Origin of the sequence: Tessaracoccus flavescens, assembly GCF_001998865.1 — a bacterium.
Lineage (GTDB): Bacteria > Actinomycetota > Actinomycetes > Propionibacteriales > Propionibacteriaceae > Arachnia > Arachnia flavescens.
In genome coordinates this window covers 376408-396899 of the sequence record NZ_CP019607.1, presented here as the reverse complement: position 1 = coordinate 396899, position 20492 = coordinate 376408, and the positions used below count along the sequence as shown (strand labels likewise).

Genomic DNA, 20492 nt, shown 5'->3' with positions numbered 1-20492 from the left:
TCGCCTTTTGGCGGTGTGTCTCAGCGGGTGTGCCACCGTCGGCGGCCCGACCTAAGATCGGTGCCATGGCCGATCCCGCAAGCTACCGTCCCCGCCCGGGGAGCATTCCAACCGATCCAGGGGTCTACCGGTTCTTCGACTCGTTCGGCAACGTGATCTACGTCGGGAAGGCCAAGAACCTGCGGCAGCGGCTCAACTCCTACTTCGCCGACCCGGCCGCGCTGCACTTCCGCACCCAGACGATGGTGCGCACCGCGAACAAGGTCGAATGGACCGTCGTCGCGAGCGAGGTGGAGGCGCTCCAGCTCGAGTACACCTGGATCCAGCAGTTCGACCCGCGCTTCAACGTCAAGTACCGCGACGACAAGTCCTACCCGTGGCTCGCCATCACGATGAGCGAGGAGTTCCCGCGCGTCTTCGTCGGTCGCGGGGCCAAGAAGCGCGGCACCCGCTACTTCGGGCCGTTCGGCCAGGCGTGGGCCATCCGCGAGACGGTCGACCTGCTGCTGCGCGTCTTCCCGATGCGCTCCTGCACGCAGGGCGTGTTCAACCGCGCAAGGTCCTCTGGGCGCGCCTGCCTGCTCGGCGACATCGGCAAGTGCTCCGCGCCGTGCGTCGGGCGGGTCACCCCGGAGGAACACCGCGACATCGCCGAGGACTTCGCCTCCTTCATGGCAGGCAACACCGGCGGGATCATCGGCCGGATCGAGCGCGAGATGTACCAGGCCTCTGCCGATCTCAACTTCGAGCGGGCGGCCGTCCTGCGCGACTCCCTCGCGGCGCTGAAGCGGGTGCAGGAGAAGAACTCCGTCGTGCTGAGCGACGGGCTCCGCGCCGACATCGTCGGACTCGCCGACGACGGGCAGCAGGTCGCCGTCCAGGTGTTCCACATCGTCGACGGGCGCATCCTGGGGGAGCGTGGCTGGATCGCGGACAGGGCGGACGACCGACCCCTCACCGAACTGCTCGAGGCATTCCTCGAACAGCTCTACACCGACGATCTGGAGATCCCGCCGCACATCTTCTCCTCTGTGGAGGCCGAGGACGCGATCGCGGCGCACCTCACCGTCCGCCGCGGCTCCAACGTCAACATCAGGGTCCCCCTCCGCGGCGAGAAGCGGGCCCTGCTCGACACCGTCGTGCGCAACGCGGAGCTCGCCCTCGACCAGGCGAAGCTGCGCCGCGCCACCGACCTCACCACGCGCAACCAGGCGCTGGAGGAGGTCGCAGACGCGCTCCAGTTGGACGAGCCCCCGCTGCGGATCGAGTGCTACGACATCTCGCACACCATGGGCACCGAGGTCGTCGGCTCGATGGTCGTCTTCGAGGACGGCATGGCCCGCAAGAACCAGTACCGCCGCTTCATCATCAAGGGCTTCGAGGGCAGCGACGACGTCGCTGCCATCCGGGAGGTGCTCACGCGAAGGCTGCGCCGCCTCGTCGACGAGCGCGCCGCCGACGTGCTGGTCGACGCCACGACCGGTGAGGCGGCGAAGTTCTCCTACGCGCCAGGGCTGATCGTCGTCGACGGAGGCCAGCCGCAGGTCAACGCCGCCGCCGAGGTGCTGCGCGAGTTCGGCCTCGACAACGAGATCGCCCTGTGTGGCCTCGCCAAGCGCCTCGAGGAGGTCTGGCTCCCGGAGGAGGACTTCCCGGTGATCCTTCCCCGCGCCTCCGAGGGGCTGTATCTGTTGCAGCGCCTCCGCGACGAGGCGCACCGGTTCGCGATCACCCACCACCGCTCGCGCAGGGCGAAGCATGTTGTCGAGTCGGTGCTCGACGGCGTCCCGGGACTGGGTGAGCTTCGGCGCAAGGCGCTGCTGAAGTACTTCGGCTCCATGCGGAAGCTCCGCCAGGCCAGCGTCGAGGAGATCGCCCAGGTGCCCGGCTTCGGCCCGACCCTCGCGGCCGCGGTCAAGGCGGCGGTGGCCGACACCGGGGGAGAGGCGATCAACCTCACCACCGGCGAGGTAACGGAGATCTGATGGGTCGCCGCACGCGCGCTGTCACGCCCGAGTTGAACAGTGTTCAAACGAGGTGCTTAGATGGTGACACCACCGAAGAGGGAGTGCTCATGACCGCTCAGTCCGCCACCGCCCAGCGCGCCGTCGCCCCGGCCGATCTCGCCTACGTCGCAGTCTTCGCGGCCCTGATCGCCGCCCTGTCGCTCGCCCCTGCCTTCGCGGTCGGACCCGTGCCGATCACCCTGCAGACCTTCGGCGTCGCCCTTGCGGCACTGTGCCTCGGCCCATGGCGGGGCCTCGCCGCCGTCGCGCTCTACGTCGGCGTCGGCGTCGCAGGACTCCCGGTGTTCGCAGGCGGGCGGGCAGGCATCTCCGTGCTCCTCGGCCCGACCGGAGGCTACGTCGCCTCCTTCCTCGTCTCCGCCTTCCTGATGGGGCTCGCCGCCCGGATCATCGTGCGCAGGCGCGAGCGACTCGCCGCCCTCTGGCTCTTCCTCGCAACCGTCGTGGTCCGGCTCGTGGTCGTGTGGCCGCTCGGCGCGGCCGGCCTCGTCTTCGGAGGCGGCATGGGCTGGCGAGAGGCCTTCGCGCTCGACCTGACCTTCTGGCCGGGCGACCTGCTGAAGAACCTGGTCGCGGTGCTTGTGGCGGTCGCGGTGCACAAGGCCTTCCCGAGGCTGCTCGGTCGGTGATCAGCCTGCGCGACGTCACGGTCAGCGTCCCCGCACCGACGGCGGACGCCCCCGACCGCGTGCTGCTCGAGCGGATCTCGCTTGAGCTCACCGAGTCGAGGATCGCCGTGATCGGCGCGAACGGGTCGGGCAAGTCGACCCTGCTGCGGCTGCTCAACGGGCTGCGCGCCCCGACCTCCGGCAGCGTCCTGGTGGACGGGCTCGACACGGTCAAGGACGCGAAGCGGGTCCGTTCGCTCGTCGGGTTCGTGTTCACCGATCCGCTGTCGCAACTGCTCATGTCGACGCCGGTCGAGGACGTCGAGCTCAGCCTCCGCGCGACGGTGCGCGACCGGAAGGAGCGCACCCGGCGCGCGCAGGAACTGCTGGACAGCAGAGGCATCGGTCACGTCGCCAACCAGAGCGTCTACGACCTCAGCGGGGGAGAGCGACAACTGGTGGCGCTGACCAGCGTGCTTGCGGTCGGGCCCCGCGTGGTCGTCGCGGACGAGCCGACCACCCTGCTCGACCTGCGCAACAGGTTGATGCTGCGCCGGATCCTCGCCGGACTCACCCAGCAGGTGATCTTCTCCACCCACGATCTCGACCTCGCCCGCGAGGCCGACCGGGTGATCGTCATCGAGTACGGGAAGGTGCTGGCCGACGGCGACCCGACCGACGCGGTCGCGGCGTACGAGGACGCCATGGTGTCGTCGTGAACGCCCACACCTCGCTGCTCGGCATCTTCCGACCCGGTGACGGCTGGCTGTTCCGGCTGCCCGTCGGCTGGAAGTACGCGTTGATGCTCGCCATCGCCGTTCCGCCGTTTCTCGTCTGGCGGTGGTGGGCGACGGCTGCGGCGATCGGCGTCGCGATCCTCTCGCTTGTCACCTCGGGGATCGGGCTGCGCCGCAGCCTCGCCGTCGGGTGGTACCTGTGGGTGATCCTCGCCCTGCTCGCCTCCTACCAGCTGTTCTCCACCCACTTCGTGGACGCCTTCATCTCGCCGGGAAACGTCCTCGCCGCGGTGCTCGCCTCGCGCCTGCTCACCCTCACGACGTCGACCCCTGACCTGATGGACGCGCTGTCGACCGGGCTGCGACCGCTCAGGCTGCTTCGCCTCAACCCGGACACGGTCACCGTGGCGATCGCGCTCATGCTCCGCTCCATCCCCTACCTCGCAGGCGCGCTGCAGGACGCCCGCGACGCCGCGCGTGCGCGCGGGAGGGACCGCAACCCGGTGCGGCTGCTCATCCCGGCCGTCGTCAACGCCGTTGCCTACGCGCAACGCACCGGTGAGGCCCTGCACGCGCGCGGCCTCCCCGACTGACGGGCCCACCGGCGGCGCGGTCGCTTCGTGGGTCGTGGACACCAGGTCCGTCGTTGGAGGCGCGGCAGCTGGTGATCAACACCTCCACCACCATCATCACCTTCCTGATGGTGTTTCTCATCCAGTCAACCCAGAACCGCGACACCGCCGCCATCCAGACGAAGCTCGACGAACTGATCCGCGTCACGGCCGACGCGCACAACGCGCTGCTCGACCTCGAGGAGCTCGACGAGGAGGACATCGCCCGGGTCCGTGAACCGACGCGGAGCTGCCCCGGGCGGCAAGGGAGGCCGACCGTCTCGGCCACGCCCGTCCCGGACGGGTCTGACTCAGCTGAAGTCGAGCGCGCCGTCCTCGACGCGCAGCCTCCGACGCACCTCGTCGGGCCCGATCGACTCGTCGAAGCCGACCAGCCGGGAGAACCAGTCCACGGATCAGCGCAGGCCGCGCATCATCTTCACGATCCAGCGGTTCAGCACCACCATGACGATCCCGACCACGATGGAGGCGCCGCCGATGATCAGGAAGTACGGCGAGGATCGCCTGCATGCCGTAGAAGCTGAAACGCTCCCACATCTCCACGCCGGCCAGGTTCCACAGCCCTGCCGGGTGACCGGACTTCCTCCGGACGGCGGTGTTACTCATCTGTTGGTCATTCATTTTCCCACCTTCTCACTGCTTGCCGGGAAGCTGTCACTCCGGGTCAGATCCACGCCGGGTGGTGGGGGTGCTGGAGCCGCTGCCAGTAGGGTGGCGCCATGACCTCTTCGTCCCCGCTCGAGATCGCGCTGATCACCGGACTCTCCGGCGCTGGAAGGCGGACCGCGGCCCATGCGATGGAGGATCTCGGCTGGTATGTCGTGGACAACCTGCCTCCGCTGATGATCCCGTCGCTCGCCGAGACCATGCTCCGGGACGGGGTCACCCGGCTCGCAGTGGTGGTCGACGTACGTTCACGCGAGCAGTTCGACCAGGTCCCGACCGCGCTGGCCGAGGTCACGAAGAAGGGCGCGACGGTCACAAGCGTCTTCCTCGAGGCGACCGACGACGTGATCGTGCAGCGACAGGAGTCGAACAGGCGGCCACTGCCGTTGCAGGGTGGCGACCGCCTGATCGAGGGCATCGAGCGTGAACGGCGGCTGCTCGCCGACCTGCGCGCTGATGCGGACATCGTCGTCGACACCTCCAGGCTGTCGGCGCGGCAGCTCACCCAGCGCATCGACAACCACTTCGGCGGGGAGGCGACCGACAGGCTGAAGATCTCGATCATCTCGTTCGGGTTCAAGAACGGCGTCCCGGTCGACGCCGACATGGTCTTCGACGTGCGCTTCCTGCCCAACCCCTTCTGGATCCCGGAGCTGCGCCCCAAGTCCGGCCTCAGCCGCGACGTCGCGCAGTACGTGCTCAAGCACGACGCGGCCCAGCAGTTCCAGGACCACATGGTCAACCTGCTCGCGACGGTCGCGCCTGGCTACCTCGCCGAGGGCAAGCGCCAGGTGACGCTCGCGATCGGCTGCACCGGAGGAAAGCACCGTTCCACGTCGATGTCGGAGGAGCTCGCCGGCCGACTGCGGGAGAAGGGGTTCCCGACGACGGTGCTGCACCGGGATCTGGGGAAGGAATGAGTCTCAACTCGCTGCCCCGCGTGGTCGCCCTCGGAGGAGGCCACGGCCTGTCGGCCTCGCTGACTGCGCTGCGCCGGATCACCGACCGCCTGACCGCGGTGGTCACCGTCGCAGACGACGGGGGATCGTCGGGAAGGCTCCGCGACGAGTTCAACATCCTGCCGCCCGGAGACCTGCGCATGGCGCTGGCCGCGCTGTGCTCGGACGACCACGTCGGACGGACCTGGGCCAACGTCCTGCAGTCCCGGTTCACCGGTGAGGGGTCGCTCGCCGGTCATGCCATCGGCAACCTCCTGATCGCAGGGCTCTGGCAGCAGTTCGACGACCCGGTCGAGGGCCTCGACATGGTGGGGGATCTGCTGCGGACCCGCGGTCGGGTGCTTCCCATGAGCTCGATCCCGCTCGAGATCGAGGCCGACGTCGTCGGCCTCGACCCCTTCGCTCCCGACGAGGTCTGCACGCTCAGCGGCCAGGCGACGGTGGCAAAGTCGCGCGCGATCGTCCAGGGCGTGCGGCTCGTGCCCTCGGCCCCGCCAGCGAGGGCGGAGGCGGTGGAGGCCATCGCGCAGGCAGACAGCGTCGTGCTCGGGCCCGGTTCCTGGTTCACCAGCGTCATCCCGCACCTGCTGGTGCCCGATCTCGCCAAGGCGATCCTCGAGACGAAGGCGCAGCGGGTCCTCGTGCTCAACGTCGCGCCCGCGGAGGAGACAGACGGCTTCAGCGCGTCGCGCCACATCGAGCTGCTCGCCGAACACGCGCCGGGGCTCCGGCTCGACGTGGTGATCGCCGACCGACGCTTCGCGGACACCGACCGCTACCTGGAGTCCTATGTCGCCTCCCTCGGTGGCCGGCTGGTCCGCGCGGACGTCGCCCTCCGCGGGGGAGCCGCGCTGCACGACACCAACCGGCTCGCCTCGATTTTCAGCGAGGTCATCACCGGCTGAAACCCCCAGTGGGGACACGGTTGCGGGGCCCCGGCATCGGGTGGATCGGGTTCCGGTTGGACCGGTCTGTGGCAGACTGCGCCCATGGCTCTGACGCAGAAGGTGAAGGCTGAGCTCGCCACTGTCACCGCCCCGCACCCGTCGGTGCGGCGCGCGGAGGTTGCGGCCGTCCTCAGGTTCGCCGGGGGGCTGCACCTGGTCGGTGGACGGATCGTGATCGAGGCCGAACTCGACACCGGGGCAGCGGCCCGCAGGCTGCGCGCATTCATCTCCGAGCTCTACTCGATCGACTCGGAGCTGCTCGTGATCAACGGCTCCGGGGTGCGTCGAGGCCCGCGCTACACCGTGCGGGTGGTTCGCGAGGGCGAACAGCTCGCCAGGATGACCGGCCTCGTTGACCAGAACCGTCGCCCGGTCCGCGGGCTGCCTCCGGTGGTGGTCGGAGGTTCGCAGGCGGACTCGATCGCCGTGTGGCGTGGCGCCTTCCTCGCCCGCGGCTCGCTCACCGAGCCGGGCAGGTCGATGGCGCTCGAGATCACCTGCCCCGGGTCAGAGGCCGCGCTTGCGCTGGTCGGGGCCGCCCGGCGGCTCGGGATCAGCGTGAAGTCCCGCGAGGTCCGCGGCGTCGACCGCGTGGTCATCCGCGACGGCGACGCAATCGGTGAACTGCTGACCAGGATGGGCGCCGCCGAGGCGCGGATCGTCTGGGAGGAGCGCAGGAAGCGCAGGGAGGTCCGCGCGAACGTCAACCGGCTCGCCAACTTCGACGACGCGAACCTGCGCCGCTCCGCCCGCGCGGCGGTGACGGCGAGCGCCCGGGTCGAGCGCGCCATGGAGATCCTCGGCGACGATGTGCCCGAGCACCTGCGCGCAGCGGGTGAACTCCGCCTCGCCAACCGCCAGGCCAGCCTCGAGGAACTGGGTCGGCTGCACGAACCGCCGCTGACCAAGGACGCGATCGCAGGCCGGATCCGTCGTCTGCTGGCGACGGCGGACAAAGCTGCAGACGATGCCGGGGTGCCGAACACGGAGGCGAGCCTGCCCGCCGACCTCAGCGAGGGCGAATGACACTGTCTGGTTAAATTGGCCCCCGCTGTTGCCCGACGGGCTCTGGAAGATAGGATTACTCCTGTCCGTATGCGCCTTCTGGCGCTGGTAGCTCGAAAGGGATCGAATTCCACATGACCGTTAAGGTTGCAATCAACGGGTTTGGCCGCATCGGCCGCAACTACTTCCGCGCGCTCGTCGCTTCGGGTGCCGATCTTGATGTCGTCGCAGTCAACGACCTGACCGACAACAAGACCCTGGCCCACCTCCTCAAGTACGACTCGATCCTCGGTCGCTTCCCCGGCGAGATCAGCTACGACGATGACTCGATCACCGTCGACGGCAAGGAGATCAAGGCTTTCGCTGAGAAGGATCCCGCTCAGCTTCCCTGGGCCGACCTCGGCGTTGACATCGTCATCGAGTCGACCGGCTTCTTCACCGACGCCACCAAGGCCGACGCCCACATCAAGGCAGGCGCCAAGAAGGTGCTCATCTCGGCTCCGGCCAAGAACGAGGACATCACCATCGTGATGGGCGTCAACGACGACAAGTACGATCCGGCGATCCACAACATCATCTCGAACGCCTCCTGCACCACCAACTGCCTCGCCCCGATGGCCAAGGCCCTCAACGACGGCATCGGCATCGAGCGTGGCCTCATGACCACGATCCACGCCTACACGCAGGACCAGAACCTGCAGGACGGCCCGCACAAGGACCTGCGTCGCTCGCGCGCCGCCGCCCTGAACATGGTCCCCACCACCACCGGTGCGGCCAAGGCCGTCTCGCTGGTTCTGCCCGAGCTGAAGGGTAAGCTGGACGGCTACGCCATGCGCGTTCCCACCCCGACCGGCTCCGCCACCGACCTCACCTTCGAGGCCTCGCGTGAGACCTCCGTCGAGGAGATCAACGAGATCATCAAGAAGGCCGCCGACGGCCGCATCCTCGTCTACACCGAGGACGAGATCGTGTCCAAGGACATCGAGACCGACCCGGCCTCCTGCATCTTCGACGCCAAGCTGACCAAGGTCATCGGCAACCAGGTGAAGGTGCTCGGCTGGTACGACAACGAGTGGGGCTACTCCAACCGTCTCGTCGACCTGACCGAGCTCGTCGGCTCGAAGCTCTGATCCTCCGCACACTCTGTGCTCAAGACCACGGCCCCGTGACCCCTCGTGGGGTTGCGGGGCCGCGGTCGTCCCACACCTTTAGAGAAAGGCCAAACATGAAGTCCGTCGCAGACCTGGGAGACCTCTCCGGCAAGCGCGTGCTGATCCGTAACGACTTCAACGTCCCGCTCGACGCGGACAAGAACATCACGGACGACGGCCGCATCCGCGCCGCGCTCCCCACGCTGCAGCAGCTGCGTGACGCGGGCGCCCGCATCGTGATCATGGCCCACCTGGGCCGCCCGAAGGGCGAGGTCAACCCCAAGTACTCGCTCGCCCCGGTCGCGAAGCGGCTCGGCGAGCTGCTCGGCACCGAGGTGAAGTTCGCGGGCGACGTCGTCGGTGACTCGGCAAAGTCCGTCGTCGACTCGCTGCAGGACGGCGAGGTCGCCCTGCTGGAGAACGTCCGCTACGAGCCGGGCGAGGAGTCGAAGGACGAGGCCGCCCGCACCGAACTGGCGAAGAAGTACGCGGCCTTCGGTGACATCTTCGTCTCCGACGGCTTCGGCGTCGTGCACCGCAAGCAGGCCTCCGTCTACGACGTCGCCAAGCTGCTGCCGAACGCGGCCGGTTCTCTCGTGGCCAAGGAGGTCGGCGTGCTGAAGCAGCTGACCGAGTCGCCCGAGCGTCCCTACGTCGTCGTGCTCGGCGGCGCGAAGGTGGCAGACAAGCTGTCCGTCATCGACAACCTGCTCAAGGTCGCAGACACGCTCGTCATCGGCGGTGGCATGCTCTTCACCTTCCTGAAGGCGCAGGGCCACGACATCGGCAAGTCGCTCGTCGACAACGACAACCTCGAGACCTGCAAGGCGTACCTGGAGCAGGCGAAGGCCGAGGGCAAGGTCATCCTGCTTCCGGTCGACGTCCGCGTCGCCGACGGGGCCGACTTCGAGGGCCTCAAGCCCATCGGTGAGGTCGAGGTCGTCTCGGCCGACGCCATCCCCGCAGACAAGATGGGCCTCGACATCGGCCCCGAGTCGGAGAAGCTGTTCGCCGAGGCCATCCGCGGCGCGAAGACCGTGTTCTGGAACGGCCCCATGGGCGTGTTCGAGATCAAGGAGTTCTCGGACGGCACCAAGGCCGTCGCCAAGGCGCTCACCGAGGTCGGTGGGCTTTCCGTGGTCGGTGGTGGCGACTCCGCCGCCGCCGTTCGTGCGCTCGGCTTCGCCGACGACGAGTTCGGCCACATCTCGACCGGCGGCGGCGCGTCGCTGGAATTCCTGGAGGGTAAGGACCTTCCAGGCATCTCGGTTCTGGAGGAGAACAACTGATGACTCGCAAGCCCATCATGGTCGGCAACTGGAAGATGAACGTCGACCACATCGAGGCCACCGGACTCGTGGAGAAGCTTCACTACACCTTGGTCGACAAGGACTGGGACCCCAAGAAGTCGGAGTGCGTGCTCTGCGTGCCCTTCACCGACATCCGCACCGTCCGCACCCTGATCGACGGCGACCGCCTGCAGTTCGGTCTCGGCGCGCAGAACGTGTCCGAGCACGACAACGGCGCCTTCACCGGCGAGATCTCGGCGTCGATGCTGTCGAAGCTCGGCGTCCAGTACGTCATCATCGGCCACTCGGAGCGTCGTCAGTTCTTCGGTGAGACCGACGAGCTGGTCAACGCCAAGGCGTTCAAGGTGCTCGGCGCGGGCATGACCCCGATCGTGTGCGTCGGCGAGGGCCTCGACATCCGTAAGGCGGGCAACCATGTCGAGTACACGCTCGATCAGGTCCGCCGTGCGCTGCAGGGCCTCTCGTCCGAGCAGGTCGCCGGCCTCGTCATCGCCTACGAGCCCGTCTGGGCCATCGGCACCGGCGAGGTGGCCACCCCGGCCGACGCGCAGGAGGTGTGTGGCGCCATCCGTAAGGAGGTCGCTGCGCTGTACGACGAGGCGACCGCCGAGTCCGTCCGCATCCAGTACGGCGGTTCGGTGAAGTCCGGCAACGTCGTGCAGATCATGGACCAGCCCGACATCGACGGCTGCCTTGTCGGCGGAGCGAGCCTCCAGCCCGAGGAGTTCGCGGCGATCGTGTGCTTCTACCAACTCTGAGCTGAGCCCGGTGGCGCCGCCCCTGAGGGGGCGGCGCCACCGGCTTTTTTCCACCCGCTCACGGCGATGAGCATCGGCAGGGGCGAATGTGGAATAACGGGGCTCGTCCGATAACATGGGGCGCGTGATTGTCCCCCTGGTGTCCTGGCCCATTACGACGTTGTCGATCATCGTGGTGATCCTCAGCATCCTGCTCGCGGCCACCGTCCTTCTCCACAAGGGTCGTGGAGGCGGAATGTCCGATCTGTTCGGTGGGGGCATGTCCACCTCGATGGGTGGAGCCTCCACGGCGGAGCGTCGACTCGACCGGATCACGGTCGTGCTCGCTCTGGTCTGGCTGCTGACCATCGTCGGTCTGCTCGTGCTGTACCGCCTCGACTTCTGAGCGCGCGACAAACTCACTGAATCACTCTTCACAAGGAGAACAACAAAGTGGCAGGTGGCAACGCCATTCGTGGCACGCGCGTCGGCGCAGGACCCATGGGCGAGGCCGAGCGCGGCGATTCCGCGCCTCGGCTTCACGTCTCGTACTTCTGCTCGAGCGGGCACGTGACCCGTCCGGCCTTCGCGGCAGATGCGCAGATCCCCGAGACGTGGGACTGCCCGCGCTGCGGACTCCCGGCGAGCATGGACGCGGACAACCCTCCGCCCCCGCCGAAGATCACCCCGTACAAGACGCATCTGGCCTACGTCAAGGAACGCCGCACGGATGCGGAGGCGGCGCAGATCCTCGAGGAGGCGGTCACCGCCCTTCGTGCGCGTCGCGCCAGCGGCGAGGTCATCTACTGACCCCCGTCGCGCACAGCTGACACAAGGACCCGGGCATCGCCTGGGTCCCTGTCATAGGGGCACCGGGTCGGTTCCGCGGGGATGGCGCACCCCGGGATGGGACGCCTCCCCGTTAGGATGTCGGGCGACACGACGTCTGAGGAGCCAGCGTGACCAACGATCCATACGGCATCGGCGAGCCGATCGACGCAGACCCGACTCTCGAGCAGCCCGCCGTCCAACCGTCGCCGCTGGCCGACACCCGTCCCCAGCCGGCGGTGCCCGCCGCGCCCCAGGGGTATCCGCCGGGGCAGCCCCAGGCGGTTCCGGCACAGCAGTGGTCACCTCAGCCGGCGTACGGGCCCCAGCCCGGATACGGGCAGCAGCAGTACCGTCCGGCTGCGCGAGCCTCGGGCGGCGGCTGCGGAAGGGTCGCGGCCATCTTCACCGCCATCACCCACCTGATCGCCATCCCGCTGTGGCTCTTCGGCGACACGATCCTCCACGAGGGCTACCCGAAGGTCGGCGACACCATCTACCTGATCGGGCTCGGCGTCGCCGCGCTGCTGCTGCTCCTGCAGCTGGTCCTCGCCATCGTCACCGTCGCAGCGGCCCCTGGCGCGCCGAGGGTCGGCGGAGTCCTCACGATCCTCGGCGTGTTCGCAATCATTGGGGTGGTGGGAGCGCTCCTGGTCGGCATCTCCCTGCCGATGGGAGGTGTCGCCATCGTGGCGAGCGTGGTGCACCTGATCCTCGCGGTGCTGCTCTTCCTCCCGCCCTCGCGGCGATGAGGCTCAGAAGGGGCAGGTGAACTGCGCGGGCAGCTCAGAGGCCGCCCCCTCGTCCAGGTACCAGAAGGTGGCCACCCGGCCATGCACCGCGGCGCCGGGGAAGGCGGGATCTCCGGCGAGCGAATGAGCCACCGCCTCGGCCTTTCCCTCGCCGGTGGCAATGAACCACACCTCCTCCGAGCGGTTCAGCGTCGGCAGCGTCAGGGAGATCCGCTCCGAGGGTTCCTTCGGGCTGTCTGTGACGCCGATCACGGCGCGGCTGGTCGGCTCGGAGCTCGGATGCGCGGGGAAGATCGAGGCGACGTGCCCGTCGACGCCGATCCCGAGCAGCGTGATGTCGAAGGCGGTGTCTCCCAGCTCGGCCTCGTACTCGGCGGCCGACTCGTGGGAGTCCTTCCTGCCGTCCTTTGCCGCCATCATGTGCGTGTCTGCTGACTTGATCGACACCGTCCGCGCGAGTCGGCTGACGGCCTGCAGGGAGTTGCGCGCCGGATCGGTCGCGGGGACGAAGCGCTCGTCGCCCCACCACAGCTGCAGCTTGGAGGCGTCGAGCTCGGAGTCCTTCGCCAGCTCGGCGAAGATCTCATACATCGCGTTCGCCGCGTCGCCTCCGGTCAGGCACAGGTGCACGATGGGCTGTGAGCGCTGCAGCTCGATCAGGCGGTCGAGGAGGCGCGTCGCGACGACGATCGAGACGTCGAGCGCGTCATCGAGGCGCACCACCCGCGTGTACATCTACTTGCCTTCCGACTCGGCGACGATCTGCTCGGCCGCGGCCTCGAAGATGTCGTCGGCGTCGAGGCGACACAACTCCTCGGTCAGCAGATCGGTGAGCGGCCGGCGGCGGAGTGCGACTCTACGCTCGGGCTGGCCGGGAACCTGGTAGATCGCGCTGCCCTCGGCGACCCGGCGCACGGTGATGTCGCCGTCCGGGGTGCGCAGCACCACGGCGTTGACGCCAGGGCCGTCGCCCTGCTCGTATGTCACGGGCACGTGCAGGCGCGAGGTGAGCCAGGCCGCGAGCAGTATGGCAGGCGCGTTGTCGGGCGCCGCGGTGACGACCGCCTCGGTGACCTGCTGCTGCGACTGGTCAAGTGAGGCAGCGAGCAGGGCCCGCCAACGGGTCAGGCGCGTCCAGGTCAGGTCGGTGTCGCCGGGCACATGGTTGCGGGCCCTGCGGACGAGCGCCGCCACCGGATCGGAGCAGCCGGCGGCATCGGTGATGCGTCGGTCGGCGAGCGATCCGATCGGATCCTGGGCCAGGTTGTCCGGCGCCTCGTGCGGCCACCAGGCGATGGTGGGGGAGTCGGGAAGCAGGAGCGGGAGCACCACCGAGTCGGCGTGCTCGCGCAGTTCGCCGGAGACGCCGAGCACGATCAGGTCGCCAGGCAGGCCCTCGCCGACCTCGACGGTCGCGTCCAGGTTCCGCTCGTCCTCGCTCGCGTAGTTGACCACGATCACGCGCGACGGATGCACCGTGGCAGAGGCCTTCGCGGCCTCCAGCACCTCGTCGAAGCGCGAGTCGTCGGTGACGATCACGAGCGTGAGCACGAGGCCGGTGGCGTTGCCGACGCCCCGGTGCGCCTCGATCAGGGCGCCGGAGATCTCGCGGGCGGAGGTGTTCTTCAGTTTGACGATCATGGTGTGTCCCTCCCTACGGCCTGCGCCAGGTGAAGCCGTCGCGGGCGACCATGTCGTAGCCCGACTGCGGACCCCAGGTGCCTGCCTCGTACTGTTCCGGCTGCTCGGGGAGCGAGGCCCAGTGTTCGAGCACCGGATCGAGGATCTCCCAGCTGAGCTCCACCTCCTCCTGCTGCGGGAAGAGGGGCGGGTCGCCGAGCAGCACGTCGAGAATCAGTCGCTCATACGCCTCGGGGGAGGACTCTGTGAAGGACCCGCCGTAGGCGAAGTCCATCGACACCTCGCGGATCTCCATCTGCGTCCCTGGCACCTTCGCGCCGAAGCGGAGGGTGACGCCCTCGTCGGGCTGGATCCGCATCACGAGGGCGTTGGTGCCGAGTTCCTCCGTGTCGGTGATGGTGAACGGCAGGTGCGGTGCGCGCTTGAAGCTGAGCGCCACCTCTGTCACGCGGCGGGGCATCCGCTTTGCCGTGCGCAGGTAGAAGGGGACGCCCGCCCAGCGGCGGTTGTCGATGTCGACCCGGATCGCGGCGTAGGTCTCCGTCTTGGAGGCGGGATCGACCCCCTCCTCCTCCAGGTAACCGATCACCGGCTGGCCGCCCTGCCAGCCGGCGGCGTACTGGCCGCGTGCCGTGTGCAGGTCATAGTCGTCGGGAACCCTCGCGGCGGCAAGGACCTTCTTCTTCTCGGCGCGCAGCTGCGAGGCCTCGAAGCTGGTCGGCTCCTCCATCGCGGTGAGCGCGAGGAGCTGGAGCAGGTGGTTCTGCATCACGTCGCGGGCAGAGCCGATGCCGTCGAAGTATCCCGCGCGGCCACCGATGCCGATGTCCTCGGCCATGGTGATCTCGACGTGGCTGACGTAGTGGTTGTTCCAGATCGGCTCGAACATCTGGTTCGCGAAGCGCAGCGCAAGCAGGTTCTGCACCGTCTCCTTGCCCAGGTAATGGTCGATCCGGAAGACCTCGTGGGGCTTGAAGAGGCGCTCGACGACCGCGTTGAGCTCCTTCGCCGAGGCGAGGTCATGCCCGAACGGCTTCTCGATGACGACGCGGTTCCAGGTCCCCGGGTGACGCTCCGCCAGGCCGTGCTTCGCCAGTTGCGACATGACGGGCTCGAAGCCGGAAGGGGGGATGGACAGGTAGAAGGCGTGGTTTCCGCCCGTGCCGCGCGTCGTGTCGAGTTCGTCGATCGTCGCCTTGAGGTTCTCGAAGGACTCGTCCGAGTCGAACGTGCCGGAGACGAAGCGGATCCCCTCGAGCAGCTGCTCCCAGACCTCCTCGCGGAAGGGCGTGCGCGCATGCTCCTTCACGGCGTCGTGGACCACCTGTGCGAAGTCCTGGTCTGCCCAGTCGCGACGGGCGAATCCGACCAGCCCGAAACCGGGAGGAAGTAGGCCTCGGTTGGCGAGGTCGTACACGGCGGGCATCAACTTCTTGCGCGAAAGATCACCTGTGACACCGAAGATCACCAGCACACATGGCCCGGCGATGCGAGGCAGTCTGCGATCCTGGGGGTCGCGCAGGGGGTTGTCGTAGCTGTTCATCAGGGACCACCCTAGCGGGCACCGAGCACCCTGCGTGAGTGCATACCACATTGCAGGTGAGCACTCCTGCGTGGGGCGAGGTAGACTGCCACGGACGTTCGTTCGAAATCGGGGTTTGTGTGGCTGTCGTTTCTGTCGCTGCGCCAAGTGAGGCGCGGGTTCGCGATGTGGTGAAGGCCTATGTGGCGCTCACCAAACCGCGGGTGATCGAGCTACTCCTCGTCTCCACCATCCCCGCCATGTTCCTCGCCGCGGGAGGCCTTCCTCCCTGGCAGCTGATCCTCGTCACCCTCGTGGGCGGGTTCCTCGCCGCGGGTTCGGCAAACACCTTCAACTGCGTGCTCGACGCCGACATCGACGAGATCATGCGCCGCACGCGGCGTCGGCCCGTCCCGCGGCACCAGGTCTCCACGCGCGCCGCGTTGGTCTTCGCCGTCGTGCTCGGCATCGCCGCGACCCTGATCCTCGGCTTCGGCGCCAACTGGCTCTCCGCCCTGCTCGCCCTCGCCGCGAACGCCTTCTACGTGTTCATCTACACGATGTGGCTCAAGCGCCGAACCTGGCAGAACACCATCTGGGGCGGCATCGCAGGCTGTTTCCCACCCCTCATCGGCTGGACGGCGGTCACGGGAAGCGTCGCGCTTGCCCCCCTGATCCTGTTCGCGATCGTCTTCCTGTGGACCCCTCCGCACACCTGGGCCCTCGCCTTCAGGTACAAGGACGACTACGCGGCCGCGAAGGTGCCGATGCTCCCGGTCGTGCGCCCCGCCCCGAAGGTCGCGAACCAGATCGTGATCTACACGGTCGCGACGGTCGCGGTGTCGCTCGCGTTGTGGCCGCTCGCACCGACCGGGCCGCTGTACCCGATCGTCGCCGTCGTGCTGGGCGCGGTGTTCATCTGGGAGGCCGTGCAGTTGTGGCGCCGCGCGCACAGCGGCCTTGAGGGAGCCCAGTTGAAGGCCATGCGTCTGTTCCACTGGTCGAACACCTACTTGGCGCTGCTGTTCCTCGCGGTCGCGATCGATCCGCTGATCTTCTGACTGGTCCTGTCACTGGCGGTGGCACCGGGCGGGACGCAGCTGGGGGGTTTGCAGGTTCCGAGCTCTGGGATGGTCAGGCTCGGCGGCGTCGATGACCGCGGCGACGCTCATGCGGGACACTCCCTGCGCGGCGATCTGCCGACCCGTCAGAGCTTCCGCGCGCAACCGAAGCACGAGCTTCGCCTTGATCTTGCGCACCATCCGAATTACTCCTTCTGCCGCGTGGCCTATCACGCGGCAGAAGGAGCCTAGGAAGGTGCCCCCGAACACGAATACTCACTGGCCCTCACCGACACGATCACATCGAACGGCGAGTGGCCCTGAACCCCAATATCAGTGGCCCTCAGAAGAGCGAATACTCAGTTGGGACGGTCCCCGGTGCTGGCCCAACCCCAGTGGCGAACAAAATAATACGACGATCAGGTCACGGCAGGTCGGTCCATCGATAGAACTTGAGAAGCGAGCCCGCCTAGCAGCTGCTACGCGGCTAGGCGGGCTCGTCTACCTCAACGCCTGGAACAACCGTCAGAGAACTAACGCGGCTCTTCACAATGCAGGGTGTAGGAGGGGTTTGAATCCTCCGGTTTCGAGGAGACTCCGGGCTATGTAGTGGGTCAGGTTCCGGAAGCCGAGTGCGATCCCGCGGAGGTGCTCGAGGCGGCCATTGATCGCTTCGGTTGGGCCGTTGCTGGTGCCTGGGCGGTCGAAGAAGGCGAGCACGTCGGCCGCCCGTCGGTGGAGGGTCCGGCCCAGGCTGACGAGCTCGACGAGGTCTCTCGGGACGCCGGTGCTGACCGAGTCGATCACGCCTTGAAGGAGGAACCGTCCAAGTTGCTTGTCGGGATTCCGGTAAGCCACGACGAGTCGTTGGTAGATACTCCATGTCGCGTAGACCTCGGTGTGCTGTTCGTCGGCGAACAGTGCCTCCAGTCGGGCGACTTGCTTGTCGGTGAGTAGATCGACGCCGGTGAGCAGGGTGCGGCGGGCGCGGTAGAGTGGGTCACCGGCGCGGCCCCGATGCCCGCAGGTGTCTTGCTGGACGCGCTGGCGGCAGCGGGTGAGCGCTTCGCCGGCGAGCCGGACGACGTGGAACGGGTCCATCACCGTGGTGGCGTTGCCGAGTTCCTCGACCGCCGCGGTCTTGTAGCCGGTGAATCCGTCCATCGCGACGACCTCGATCCCCTTGCGCCAGGCTCGGGGGCGGGCGGCGAGCCACGTCTTGAACACCTGTTTCGAGCGTCCCTCGACCATGTCCAACAAGCGCGCCGGACCGGTGCCGTCCCTGGTGGGGGTGAGGTCGATGATCACGGTGACGTATTTCTCACCACGGCGGGTATGGCGCCAGCAATGCTCGTCGACCCCGATCACCTTGACCCCGTCGAACCGGGCCAGGTCGCTGATGAGGACGCGCTGTCCTTCTGCCAGCACGGCGTCGTTGGCGGTGTTCCACGCGACGTCGAGACCGGCGGCGATCCTGGACATGCTCAGGTGTTGGACCACAAGTCCTTCCAGTCCCCAACGCAGCGCCGCGCGCGACAGCTTCGAACGCGGCTCGGCTGCGGCACTGGTGTCTTGACGCCACACCCGCCCGCACTCGATGCACCGATAGCGCCGCAGCCGCACGTGCAGCACGGTAGGGCGCCACCCCAGCGGGACATGCGACAAGAGTCGCACCACCGAGCCCCGGATGAGGCCCTGGCCGCCGCAGTCTCGGCACCAGTCGTCGGCGTCGACCGGGCGGCAGGCCAGGATCGCACGGTCGGGTTCGATGCGCTGGCCGGTGACTTCCAACCCGAGGCCGTCGAGACGGCAGAAACTAGTCAGATCAGGGCACGTGAAGGTAGCGTCGGACACGTCGAGGTCTTCCAGATGGGGAGCGTGAGAACTTCCATCTTCGGAGGGCCTCGACCCCTTCAGCCAGCCGCCACGCCGCAACCCCGAACAGCGCTACCTACACCCTCGATTGTGAAGAGCCACTAACGCATGCAACCCACGAGCGGTGTAGTTCAGCGGGGCCTTCTTCTGAACAGAAGATAACCTCCGGCCACAAATGTGGCGACGACGAACAGAAGGCTGGAGGGGGCGTAGATTGGGCCGCAATATGCCTCGGAGCAGCTGAATGTCGTGGTTACGGTGAGGACTACCAGGCCGAGTAAAATCACGGCCAGCCCTGGAACTATACGCCGCACCTTCTTCACTGGTTAGCTCACCAGTTGCTCGATCGTAGACTGGTCCAGGTCTACGGGGAGGTGTTCTCCGTCTGTGGGCGAGATCTGACGGGCGGATGGTTCTCGAACGCCACCGCGTGCTTTCGACTCATCAGCCAGTTCGTAGATACCCGCGTTGCTCCCGGTCACATAGTAATGGGTGGCCAGATCTCCCTTGAGTCCGGAGCTCGTCAAGAAAAGCAGGTATTCATGTCCTGTGACAAGCAACGGCACCACAGGCTCCTGCTTATCTGAGCCGAACTGACGAACGGTGAGCAGGTCCCCGACCTTCGCGTCGTTCGACTCCAGGACCTCAACCGTGGAGAGCGTGAAGTCAGTTTCATCGTCGAAATCACGGACTGTCTTGGTTTCGACCACGCGTCCGGTGACGACCAGGGCGCTGTCTTCGGCCATCTCGCTGACTGATCCGTAGAGGCGGACGCGCGAAACTTCGCCCCCGCTGGTGACAGCGGCACATCCGGTGAGCAAGCTGAGCAGGAGCACCACGGCTGCCGTGTAGATACGTGACATGATCATCGCCTCCGATTTTAGTAGAGCGCGTTCACACCAGCGATTTCGTCGCTGGTCAGGCTGCGGACACCATTGCTGTATGCCGTGCTAGCAGACGTATACATAACGCGCTTGACAGTCGATACGTGTCCAAGCCCGATTGAATGACCGAGTTCGTGCAGCCAGACGACCTTCAGGCGAGGGACGTCGGTGCTGGAGGTTCCCGGCAGGTAGGTCATGTTGATCTTCGCGGTAACGCCGATGTAGCGCCCCAACGCACATGTCCAATCCGCCTTACCTTCCCAGCCGGTATACCCATAATCAGCGTTCTGCGCCTTCAGTCCGGGGCCGCTTGCGTCGACATACGACATCGTGACGTCCGTCGCGGAAGTGTAGTTGGAGATCGCCTGCTTGATGGCGGTGAAGAAATGTCCGTTGACATAGCGAGTGTCGACCTTGATGGTGCCCGACCCCCATTTGCAGCCGGTCGTCGTGTAGGCGTTCGCGTCAAGCTGAGCCGCGAAGACTATGAGGGTCCCCACGACGAAGGCGGCGAAGAACCTGTGAACGATTTTCATCCCCAATCCTCCTCACGGTTGGCCAGTCAGCCTACCTTCTTCGAGGCGCTTCTACCTGAACTTGAGAAGCGTTGCCAAATTGTTATAAGTCGAGGTGGTGTGGGCTCGGAGCTTGTTCGCCATGCTGTGATCGTTGAGGATCTGCATACGGCCTGTGGCTCCGCCATGCGGATGCTAGGGTCAGAACCACCTGCGAGAAGGAGTGTGAAGGCAATGAAGGTTTCCGGAGCTGTCGCGGCGCTCGTTCCGACCGGAGTAGCGAGTGTTGCACCAGCAAGCGCGGCACCGGCTGCGCCGATGGCCAACCCGAGTCCGAGCGGGTGCACGGCGCTTGGCACCAAGGGGGATTCCTCTTCGCTGAGCTGAACGCGTGCGAAGAGCAACGACTGCGCTGGCAACGTGCAGGCGCGTGTGATGCGGTACATCGCCAACTACCCGACGATCACAGATGGACCGAAGTCGCGCAACTCCTACGTTTCAGCCACCGGTGGGGTGTCTGGTGCGGGACATGGTCTGCGGATTCAGCTCTCGGCTGGAAGCTCTAGCTGGAACGACTGGATGTACTTCTGAGCGTAGGTTCCTTGTGAAGTTCCACGGGCGAGCCCTCTTGTGTG

General features: G+C 67.1%; 21 protein-coding genes and 1 pseudogene. 15 read left to right on the top strand and 7 right to left on the bottom strand.

Features of this window, described 5'->3' with window-relative positions; translation table 11 throughout:
* Positions 1 to 65 precede the first annotated feature (65 nt).
* The 14 genes from uvrC to BW733_RS01880 all read left to right on the top strand — a co-directional run bounded on the left by uvrC (position 66) and on the right by BW733_RS01880 (position 12359).
* Positions 66 to 1985, top strand: coding sequence for an excinuclease ABC subunit UvrC (gene uvrC, locus BW733_RS01940; protein ID WP_077347410.1), 1920 nt, complete (start codon positions 66 to 68; stop codon positions 1983 to 1985).
* An 89-nt stretch (positions 1986 to 2074) separates the two neighbouring features.
* On the top strand, positions 2075 to 2656 hold the full coding sequence (locus BW733_RS18770; protein WP_202970257.1) for a biotin transporter BioY: 582 nt from the start codon (positions 2075 to 2077) through the stop codon (positions 2654 to 2656).
* Positions 2653 to 3354 carry an energy-coupling factor ABC transporter ATP-binding protein gene (locus BW733_RS18765; RefSeq protein ID WP_202970256.1) on the top strand — a complete coding sequence of 234 codons (702 nt, stop codon included), beginning with the start codon at positions 2653 to 2655 and terminating at the stop codon, positions 3352 to 3354. Before BW733_RS18770 ends, BW733_RS18765 begins: the two co-directional genes overlap by 4 nt.
* Positions 3351 to 3965, top strand: a complete 615-nt coding sequence (locus BW733_RS01930; protein WP_077347406.1) for a CbiQ family ECF transporter T component — start codon at positions 3351 to 3353, stop codon at positions 3963 to 3965. The genes BW733_RS18765 and BW733_RS01930 overlap by 4 nt, the downstream gene beginning before the upstream one ends.
* A 71-nt stretch (positions 3966 to 4036) precedes the next feature.
* Entirely contained in the window at positions 4037 to 4528 is a 492-nt protein-coding gene (locus tag BW733_RS18760) for a low affinity iron permease family protein (protein ID WP_202970255.1), read from the top strand.
* 195 nt (positions 4529 to 4723) lie between these two features.
* Positions 4724 to 5590: an RNase adapter RapZ gene (gene rapZ / locus BW733_RS01920; protein WP_077347404.1), complete on the top strand. Its 867-nt coding sequence runs from the start codon at positions 4724 to 4726 to the stop codon at positions 5588 to 5590.
* Positions 5587 to 6534 (top strand): gluconeogenesis factor YvcK family protein, encoded by a 948-nt coding sequence (locus BW733_RS01915; RefSeq protein WP_077347402.1) that lies wholly within the window; start codon positions 5587 to 5589, stop codon positions 6532 to 6534. Before rapZ ends, BW733_RS01915 begins: the two co-directional genes overlap by 4 nt.
* A gap of 84 nt (positions 6535 to 6618) precedes the next feature.
* A complete protein-coding gene (gene whiA / locus BW733_RS01910) occupies positions 6619 to 7602 on the top strand; it encodes a DNA-binding protein WhiA (RefSeq protein WP_077347400.1) in 984 nt (327 codons plus the stop codon).
* A 113-nt stretch (positions 7603 to 7715) separates the two neighbouring features.
* Positions 7716 to 8711, top strand: a complete 996-nt coding sequence (gap, locus tag BW733_RS01905) for a type I glyceraldehyde-3-phosphate dehydrogenase (RefSeq protein ID WP_077347398.1) — start codon at positions 7716 to 7718, stop codon at positions 8709 to 8711.
* Between the two features lie 95 nt (positions 8712 to 8806).
* Positions 8807 to 10021 carry a phosphoglycerate kinase gene (locus BW733_RS01900; RefSeq protein WP_077347396.1) on the top strand — a complete coding sequence of 405 codons (1215 nt, stop codon included), beginning with the start codon at positions 8807 to 8809 and terminating at the stop codon, positions 10019 to 10021.
* Positions 10021 to 10800 carry a triose-phosphate isomerase gene (tpiA, locus tag BW733_RS01895; protein WP_077347394.1) on the top strand — a complete coding sequence of 260 codons (780 nt, stop codon included), beginning with the start codon at positions 10021 to 10023 and terminating at the stop codon, positions 10798 to 10800. Before BW733_RS01900 ends, tpiA begins: the two co-directional genes overlap by 1 nt.
* Positions 10801 to 10915: 115 nt before the next feature.
* The gene (gene secG / locus BW733_RS01890) at positions 10916 to 11185 is read left to right on the top strand and encodes a preprotein translocase subunit SecG (RefSeq protein WP_077347392.1); all 270 of its coding nucleotides are present in this window, start codon (positions 10916 to 10918) and stop codon (positions 11183 to 11185) included.
* A 47-nt stretch (positions 11186 to 11232) separates the two neighbouring features.
* Positions 11233 to 11589 (top strand): RNA polymerase-binding protein RbpA, encoded by a 357-nt coding sequence (locus BW733_RS01885; protein ID WP_077347390.1) that lies wholly within the window; start codon positions 11233 to 11235, stop codon positions 11587 to 11589.
* A 149-nt stretch (positions 11590 to 11738) separates the two neighbouring features.
* Positions 11739 to 12359: a hypothetical protein gene (locus tag BW733_RS01880; RefSeq protein WP_077347388.1), complete on the top strand. Its 621-nt coding sequence runs from the start codon at positions 11739 to 11741 to the stop codon at positions 12357 to 12359.
* A 3-nt stretch (positions 12360 to 12362) separates the two neighbouring features.
* On the opposite strand, the gene pgl is transcribed toward BW733_RS01880, so the two are convergent.
* From pgl to zwf, 3 genes are read right to left on the bottom strand one after another with little or no spacing between them, the layout of a single operon-like run.
* Positions 12363 to 13094 (bottom strand): 6-phosphogluconolactonase, encoded by a 732-nt coding sequence (pgl, locus tag BW733_RS01875; RefSeq protein ID WP_077347386.1) that lies wholly within the window; start codon positions 13092 to 13094, stop codon positions 12363 to 12365.
* Positions 13095 to 14000: a glucose-6-phosphate dehydrogenase assembly protein OpcA gene (locus BW733_RS01870; RefSeq protein WP_077347384.1), complete on the bottom strand. Its 906-nt coding sequence runs from the start codon at positions 13998 to 14000 to the stop codon at positions 13095 to 13097. It abuts the gene before it with no gap.
* Between the two features lie 13 nt (positions 14001 to 14013).
* Complete coding sequence (gene zwf, locus BW733_RS01865; RefSeq protein WP_077347382.1) at positions 14014 to 15543, bottom strand: glucose-6-phosphate dehydrogenase; 1530 nt, start codon at positions 15541 to 15543, stop codon at positions 14014 to 14016.
* Between the two features lie 161 nt (positions 15544 to 15704).
* Here zwf and BW733_RS01860 point away from each other — a divergent pair.
* Positions 15705 to 16583: pseudogene (locus tag BW733_RS01860) on the top strand (heme o synthase); the annotation flags it as partial.
* A gap of 9 nt (positions 16584 to 16592) precedes the next feature.
* Here the strand turns inward: BW733_RS01860 and BW733_RS01855 are convergent.
* The 4 genes from BW733_RS01855 to BW733_RS01840 form a co-directional block, all read right to left on the bottom strand.
* A complete protein-coding gene (locus BW733_RS01855; protein ID WP_077347378.1) occupies positions 16593 to 16784 on the bottom strand; it encodes a hypothetical protein in 192 nt (63 codons plus the stop codon).
* Positions 16785 to 17129: 345 nt separating this feature from the next.
* Complete coding sequence (locus BW733_RS01850; RefSeq protein ID WP_077347376.1) at positions 17130 to 18437, bottom strand: ISL3 family transposase; 1308 nt, start codon at positions 18435 to 18437, stop codon at positions 17130 to 17132.
* 347 nt (positions 18438 to 18784) lie between these two features.
* Positions 18785 to 19321, bottom strand: a complete 537-nt coding sequence (locus tag BW733_RS01845; RefSeq protein WP_145952764.1) for a hypothetical protein — start codon at positions 19319 to 19321, stop codon at positions 18785 to 18787.
* A 17-nt stretch (positions 19322 to 19338) separates the two neighbouring features.
* On the bottom strand, positions 19339 to 19878 hold the full coding sequence (locus BW733_RS01840) for a matrixin family metalloprotease (protein ID WP_077347372.1): 540 nt from the start codon (positions 19876 to 19878) through the stop codon (positions 19339 to 19341).
* Positions 19879 to 20492 lie beyond the last annotated feature (614 nt).